The sequence below is a fragment of the Mesorhizobium sp. M0239 genome, from assembly GCF_040321815.1.
In the GTDB taxonomy this organism is placed as follows: Bacteria; Pseudomonadota; Alphaproteobacteria; order Rhizobiales; family Rhizobiaceae; genus Mesorhizobium.
Genome location: NZ_JAMYSG010000068.1, coordinates 1 through 6,256, shown reverse-complemented (window position 1 = coordinate 6,256; position 6,256 = coordinate 1). Strand labels below are relative to the sequence as shown.

Annotated in this window: 4 protein-coding genes and 2 pseudogenes; 1 reads left to right on the top strand and 5 read right to left on the bottom strand. The window is 58.0% G+C overall.

What is annotated here, in order from left to right:
- Positions 1-286 precede the first annotated feature (286 nt).
- A complete protein-coding gene (locus NKI99_RS33210; RefSeq protein WP_352443310.1) occupies positions 287-568 on the bottom strand; it encodes a hypothetical protein in 282 nt (93 codons plus the stop codon).
- Between the two features lie 673 nt (positions 569-1,241).
- Here NKI99_RS33210 and NKI99_RS33205 point away from each other — a divergent pair.
- Positions 1,242-1,697 (top strand): Ros/MucR family transcriptional regulator, encoded by a 456-nt coding sequence (locus NKI99_RS33205; protein ID WP_352613665.1) that lies wholly within the window; start codon positions 1,242-1,244, stop codon positions 1,695-1,697.
- 231 nt (positions 1,698-1,928) lie between these two features.
- Here the strand turns inward: NKI99_RS33205 and NKI99_RS33200 are convergent.
- From NKI99_RS33200 to NKI99_RS33185, 4 genes and pseudogenes are all read right to left on the bottom strand, one after another.
- Positions 1,929-2,821, bottom strand: a pseudogene (locus NKI99_RS33200) (GGDEF domain-containing protein).
- Between the two features lie 176 nt (positions 2,822-2,997).
- Positions 2,998-3,912, bottom strand: a pseudogene (locus NKI99_RS33195) (NADP-dependent oxidoreductase).
- A 504-nt stretch (positions 3,913-4,416) separates the two neighbouring features.
- Complete coding sequence (locus NKI99_RS33190) at positions 4,417-5,349, bottom strand: nuclear transport factor 2 family protein (RefSeq protein WP_352613664.1); 933 nt, start codon at positions 5,347-5,349, stop codon at positions 4,417-4,419.
- A gap of 147 nt (positions 5,350-5,496) precedes the next feature.
- Positions 5,497-6,057: a hypothetical protein gene (locus tag NKI99_RS33185; RefSeq protein ID WP_352613663.1), complete on the bottom strand. Its 561-nt coding sequence runs from the start codon at positions 6,055-6,057 to the stop codon at positions 5,497-5,499.
- Between the last annotated feature and the right edge of the window lie 199 nt (positions 6,058-6,256).

Genomic DNA, 6,256 nt, shown 5'->3' with positions numbered 1-6,256 from the left:
AACCTCAATGACCCATTCTGTGGTGCACTTTCCGAAAAAGGCAAGGGCCGGAAACGTACAAAGCAGGTTCTGAAGGGCGCCAATCACTTAGATCTGCGCCTTGCCCTTGAGGGCATTGCTGGGCGCTCTTGATCGTGCCAGCACAGGCGCGGAGGGTCGGCCATTTCGTTTCTCCTACCGGTTTGTTCGGCCCGGTGAGAGCCTGCGGCACTAGTCGGATCGACCGTCGTGCCGGTGATCTGCCAAACATTTACCCCGGATGGAGAATGATGCTCCCATTCTGAGATTACGGGCGCAGAAGTGCGCCGCCAAACTGCGCCCACAAGCGTTCGCACTCTCTTGCCCTTAGACTCGGGGTGCCCGGTTCCCCATAGAAGATCATGGCTCCGCGAACATCGTATCCAAGCACCGAAGCGTTGGCCACGAACTGAATGGCCATACCCAAGGTGACGGGACCGATTTTTGCCTCAGCTTTAGTGGTGAGGTCGACCACACCAAACACTTCCGCATTGGCACCCCTGCCAGCCAAAACGGCCGTCGAGATTGCACTATTCACGGCAAGAAGCATTTCGGTTAGTCGCCCGTTGAAACGGCTCTACAAACTCTCAAAAATAAGGTTTGTTCCCGATCACCCGACCTATCGCAGGTGACGGGGTTCGGCTGCAACAATCAAACGGATCAGGCGGCATCTCTCATTTCTGCGTCGTTGACGGGAAGCTCCTGGGACGACAGGTCACTCTGTCGAGCCCAATTCCGCTCAGCATCGAGCAGTTCATTCTCTCCAGTCAAGCCGTTCATAAACAGTCTGAGTACGTGTGCAGCTATGCCCTCTCCGTCCTGCGAAGCGACACGTACACCGCGCTCTTTGCAGACCGTCTGACAAACGTGGGCAAGCACCACAATATCGCTCGGCTCCAAAAGCCGACCTGGATATAACATACCATCCTCCGCGGGAAAGCTACTGTGAGCTTCTGATTACGCAAGGTGACCGGCAGCCACAATTAACTATGATAGTCGTGTACTCGACTCTGCAGAAAATTTGAGCGGCCCACCAAACGCATCGGGCATAGCGCCACTACGGCACGGAAGTACGGGGCTACTTAGGTCACGCGAGGTGCCCATTGGCCTTACAAAATGGACAAGTTTCTTCGCGTGAGATCCATTCATTATCCGCGGGCCGTTGCACTTTGTGCACCTCCTTAATAGAGACAGAGGCACATCAGATGGGAAAGCCTTGAACCATGCAGAATGACGCTGAAGCTCAGCAGGTCCAGTTATTGCAGCTCACTGCCGACATAGTGGCGGCGTATGTTCAGAAGAATGCGATCCCGGCGGCCGGTCTCCCCGAGTTGATCGCCAGTGTGAATTCTGCCTTGTCGCAATTGAGTCAGCAGGTGGAAGCGCTGCCGCCCGCGCTCGTTCCGGCAGTTAATCCAAAGAAGTCGGTGTTTCGCGATTACATCGTCAGCCTTGAGGACGGACGCAAGTTCAAGTCTATGAAGCGCCACCTTGGTTTGCTGGGAATGACACCCGACGAGTACAGAGCCAAATGGGGCCTCGCACGAGACTATCCGATAGTGGCGCCGAGCTACGCGGCTCAACGGTCGGAGCTCGCTAAGTCTTCCGGCCTTGGCCGCAAGGCAGTTGCGAAAACGCCACCGAAGAAAGCGACAACAAGGCGAAAGGCCAAGGCGTAACGCGGTCTGTATACACTCTTCTTGCGCTAGACAATGACAGGATCAATGTCTTGCATCAGCGCGCAAAGGTCTAGCTTAACATTATTGTGCTTTGAACGTGCCGTATATTAGCCAATCTCAATGTGGGCACTTGGCCGAAGCGATTAAAATTGTACGGAACCATTGCGCAAACCACCCCCGTTGCGGACGGGGAAGTCTCTACGCTCCTCGGCCTGCAGACGTTCAATTATTTTAAGCCGCCAAATGGATGCGGTTGCGCCCCGCGATCTTCGCGGAATACAAAGCCGTGTCGGCGCGCGACAGCACATCAGCGACGGCGTCGCCAGATATGGCCAACGCAATACCCGCAGAAAAAGTGTACCCGAAATCCGCTTTTTGCCTAAGCGGCCTCGATTTGCGAATGGCCGCGAGCATCCTTTCCACAATCAGTTCTGCCTCTGACGTTGAGGTGGCGGGTAAGACCAACACGAATTCCTCTCCGCCCACGCGACCGAAACAGTCAGACCGTCGCACCTGACGTTGAATCCGCACCGCGAAGTCGCGCAGAATGATGTCACCCGAGTGATGCCCGAACCTGTCGTTAATGTATTTAAAGTTGTCGAGGTCGAGCAGGCAGACGCAGCCCAGAACGTCCAGTCTCTGGAGCATTTCTTCCATACGCGCGTTCACAAAACGGCGATTGGCAACGCCGGTCAGGTCGTCGGTGTAGGATGCTTTTATAGCCCTGTCGCGGTCTTGTCGGACTGACCGCCCATGGGACCGCAACCTGGTGATATCGTTGGCGATGCAAAGCATCCAGCCGTCGTTTTGGATCGTTTCCGTCATCCATAGGCAACGCCCGTCAGCAAGTCCGTCTCGAACTCTCTAAAGCCTGTCTTGCCGCGCCGCGATTGCGTCGAAATCAGCCATGTTTCGAAATCGGGATCGCGAACAACTGTCCCTATACTCGCTCTGAAGTTGCGGCGCATCAGATCTGACCAAAGCGGCGTCTCACCCTCGTCGAGGAAAAACGCTGAACGAAATGCTCCATTTGCGTAACGGAGGCGGTCGAAGCCGTCATAGGCTGCCATCAACACCGGTGTGTTGTCGTAGAGATGGAAAAGCTTCTCAGAAATCTCGTCCATACAGGTTCTTACCGGATGGGGCTTAAGAGTAAATTACCGCTTTGAAATCAGAGACGCTGCTGCCATGCGCGCTTATGGGCGGGGCATGACTTCTGGTGAACGGCGCTTTGCGCCTCACCGTTTCAGCTGCCTAAACGCGACCACAACAGAGAGAACCCGTCGTCGCCCCCAGGTTCTCACGTACGAACGCGGACAACCGTCTTTCCCGCGCGTCGCTCGGTGGAGTTGAAGGTAGCGACGGCATCATCCAAGCTCGAAACCTTGCCGATGTTCGTCCGCAGTCGTCCATCCCGGATCCGCTGCACTATCTCAGAAAGCTGAGCCCGATCAGCCTCGACGACGAAATCAACTGTCAGGCCATCAGCAGGTCGATTGTCCGTTGGTCCGACGACCGTCACAAGGGTACCTCTGGGCCGGACGAGCGTTGCAGACCGCTTATGGAGATCGCCGCCAATGACATCAAACACCAGATCGACGCCGCCTACATCTTCAAGGGTGTCATTTGCGAGGTCGACAAATTCATTTGCACCGAAGTTGAGCGCCTTCTGGCGGTCGGCGGCGCGCCCGGTGCCGATGACATAGGCTCCAGCCTCCCTTGCAAGCTGCGCCACCATCGAACCGACGGCTCCGGCCGCGCCGTGCGCGAGGACGCTCTGCCCCGCCTGAAGACGGCCATGCTGGAACAGCCCCTGCCAAGCGGTCAGGCCGGAGATCGGCAGGCTCGCGCCCACCGTGAAGTCGACGTCGCCGGGCAGGGGCGCGAGGTTACGGGCCTCCATGGCAACATACTCAGCAAGGGTGCCGTCGCGATCAGTCCGCGAGGCCGAACACCCGGTGGCCAATAGAAAGCCCTGTGGTGCCGTAGCCGAGCTTAGTGACCACACCGGCCAGCTCGTGGCCGAGAATTGAAGAGGTCGGTCACGGAAGGCCCGGTCGGCCCATGTCGAGGGCCAATCCAGTTCGGTGTTGACGAATCCTGCCGCATGAACCTGTACGACGACGTCGTTTATTGCCGGCTGCGGCTCGGACCGCTCCACCAACTTCATCCCGGACATTCCTGCAGCCTGGTCCGTCGCTACGATTGCTTTCATGGGGATTGTGTCCTCAGTGTTGAGGTAAACTGCGGGTGCGGAGGGTCTTTAGATTCTCGCGCAATTGGCCGTCGGTTCATCGTTGGCGACCGCGAGCGAAAGCTAAGCAATTTTGTCGGATTGTTCCAGCACCAGTAATCTTGCATCCGCGAACACCCCATCCTCTTCAACCCCATACATGTCGATCATGGGAACAAAAGCAGATCAAACGTGTTGTGTCGTTCCCGATAGTGTAATGCAAGCCTTCATCCCAAGCCAGAAGCGAAAGCATCAGCAAGTATCCTGACGAATGGACAACGGGTAACGAGCCAATGACTCGTCGCAAGGTTCCTAACCTGAAGACTTGTGAGCAGGCGAGCGACGATAAAAGCTAAGCTGAAGATTCAACCAAAGCCGAGGCCTCGAAGCGAATTAACGGCTAGGGCTAAGCTCAAGCTTAAAAGGCGCTAGAGGACCGAAGCAGGCTACAGGTCGCCAGCTCTTTGGGCTGCGCTCGGGACGGTTCTAATTGTGAAGGTGGTAGAGCTTGCTGATTATCTTCCATTCTCCTGCGATCTTGAGCAGTGCAAGATAGTCGGTGAACTTGGTGCTCCCAAATTCGTCCTCAACCTTCACAGTGGCTGCATCGTCCGTGATGTCGAGCGATACGACTGTCCAGTTGGGGCTGTGGCTCGGCGGCAAGCCGGCACCCAGCACCTCCCCGACGTAAGCGTCAACACTCAACCACTCGACCGCGCCCTCGAAGTTACCGACGATTGATGCATGTGGGTGAAAGGCTGCCCGCAGTCCTTCTTCGGCAGCCGTGGACATGGCCAAAACGTAGCCTTGAACGGCAGCGGTAATTAGAATTTCATCGGTCTGTGACATCGAGGCTTCTCCACGCCGTGCGTTTGTAGGGATCAGAGCATGAAGCCATTGATCGTTGCTGACAACAGGACCAGCGGTCTTTTTGCCACCATTGGCCGCAAGTAGGGCGGCCCCACTGAAACCCCGATTTTTGCACATCAAGGGAACCTGGCTTTGAAAATGCTGCAACTTCTTGTGCACGGTCACCTGCGGGTTGCCCCGATGCCGGAGCAGGTAGTCGGCGTACTCGGCAAGCAAAGGCGTTGCCGGCGGCTTTGCTGGCCGCGGCGACCGCCAATCGGGAGGCGCCAACCCCATGCTATGATAGACTCGGTTGAGCGACTGCAGAGCACTCCGGAAAAGGCCCAGCGACCGCGGATCGAGATTCTGCCGCCGCGCATACCAGCCTATGAAGCGATTTGCCCGTTCGAGGGTGAGCTCTTCGCGCTCGATCAGCCCGTGTTCGGCGCAATAGGAGCGAAACGACCTGATCCTGCGCATGTAGACCAGCGCAGCGCCAGGGCTCAGGCGGCGGTCGGCGCGCCAGACGCGGTAGATATCCTCGGTGGTGGGCGTGGGTTCGGTCTGCATGGGGATCCTATCACCTTGGCCGAACCAGCGTAGCTGACCACGATAATGCGGTCAGGCCCCACTTCGTGTTGGCGACAGCTACCTCGTGATGCCGCCCGAGAATCCGCGTCCCGCATCACTCCGGGCACCCAACGCATGGACCAGGCGTCACCGAGCGGTACCCGAGCGAAACCCAGGGGAGCGGGAATACAGTTCAGCGCCGATAATGGCAGGGGCGCGGCGCAGCTTGGGCATGATCGGTGTGTCATCTCCGATCGCAGCGCGCTCCAGTACGTCCGGCGCTAACAATGGTGTCACCCACTTGACGGCCGTCATCGACCGGCGCACCGCTATGACCCGCCGCCGAAGCCAGCGCATCGCTCCAGGCAGGTCGACCTCCGGTCCGCGGAGCACATCCGCGGCTACTTCCATGCTTCTTGTCGATGCCGTCACCGCGACGGCGCGCTCGATCGTTGCAAGCAGCCCAGGGAGGCGGGCAGCGAGGAAATCCGGCAATAGGCTGAACGTCATCCGCCCTTGCGGGCAATACCAGCGAGCGACGCGCACGCCGGGGCTGGTCAGCCGCGTATAGCTGCCGTGGCGTCGAAGCGAACAGCCGCCGTGCGGGTGAAGCGGGCAGCACGGCAGACACGCACGGCGCCACTCCTGGACGGTGACATAATCCTCCATCGTCGACGATGTACGCAGCGGTATCTGCAAACCCGTCACCTCGCTCGCCAGCCCCTACGATCTTGCCGCAGCTTTTATCCGGATACTGCCACCCCTGAACCTCTCCCAAATGCAGCATGCGCCGCCAAAGACTCCAGATAAAACTTTGCCCTGGATAATGCAGAGCGTTTTTAGCTTGGCGTCGCGACTGAAAGGCGGGTGGCAGGAGCGCACTGCGGTGGATCGCGACGGTTAGCTA

Bases quoted from the DNA above. Each gene is read 5' to 3' on its own strand.
- NKI99_RS33205 (WP_352613665.1), top strand. From the start codon at position 1,242: ATGCAGAATGACGCTGAAGCTCAGCAGGTCCAGTTATTGCAGCTCACT.
- NKI99_RS33210 (WP_352443310.1), bottom strand. From the start codon at position 568: ATGCTTCTTGCCGTGAATAGTGCAATCTCGACGGCCGTTTTGGCTGGC.
- NKI99_RS33190 (WP_352613664.1), bottom strand. From the start codon at position 5,349: ATGCAGACCGAACCCACGCCCACCACCGAGGATATCTACCGCGTCTGG.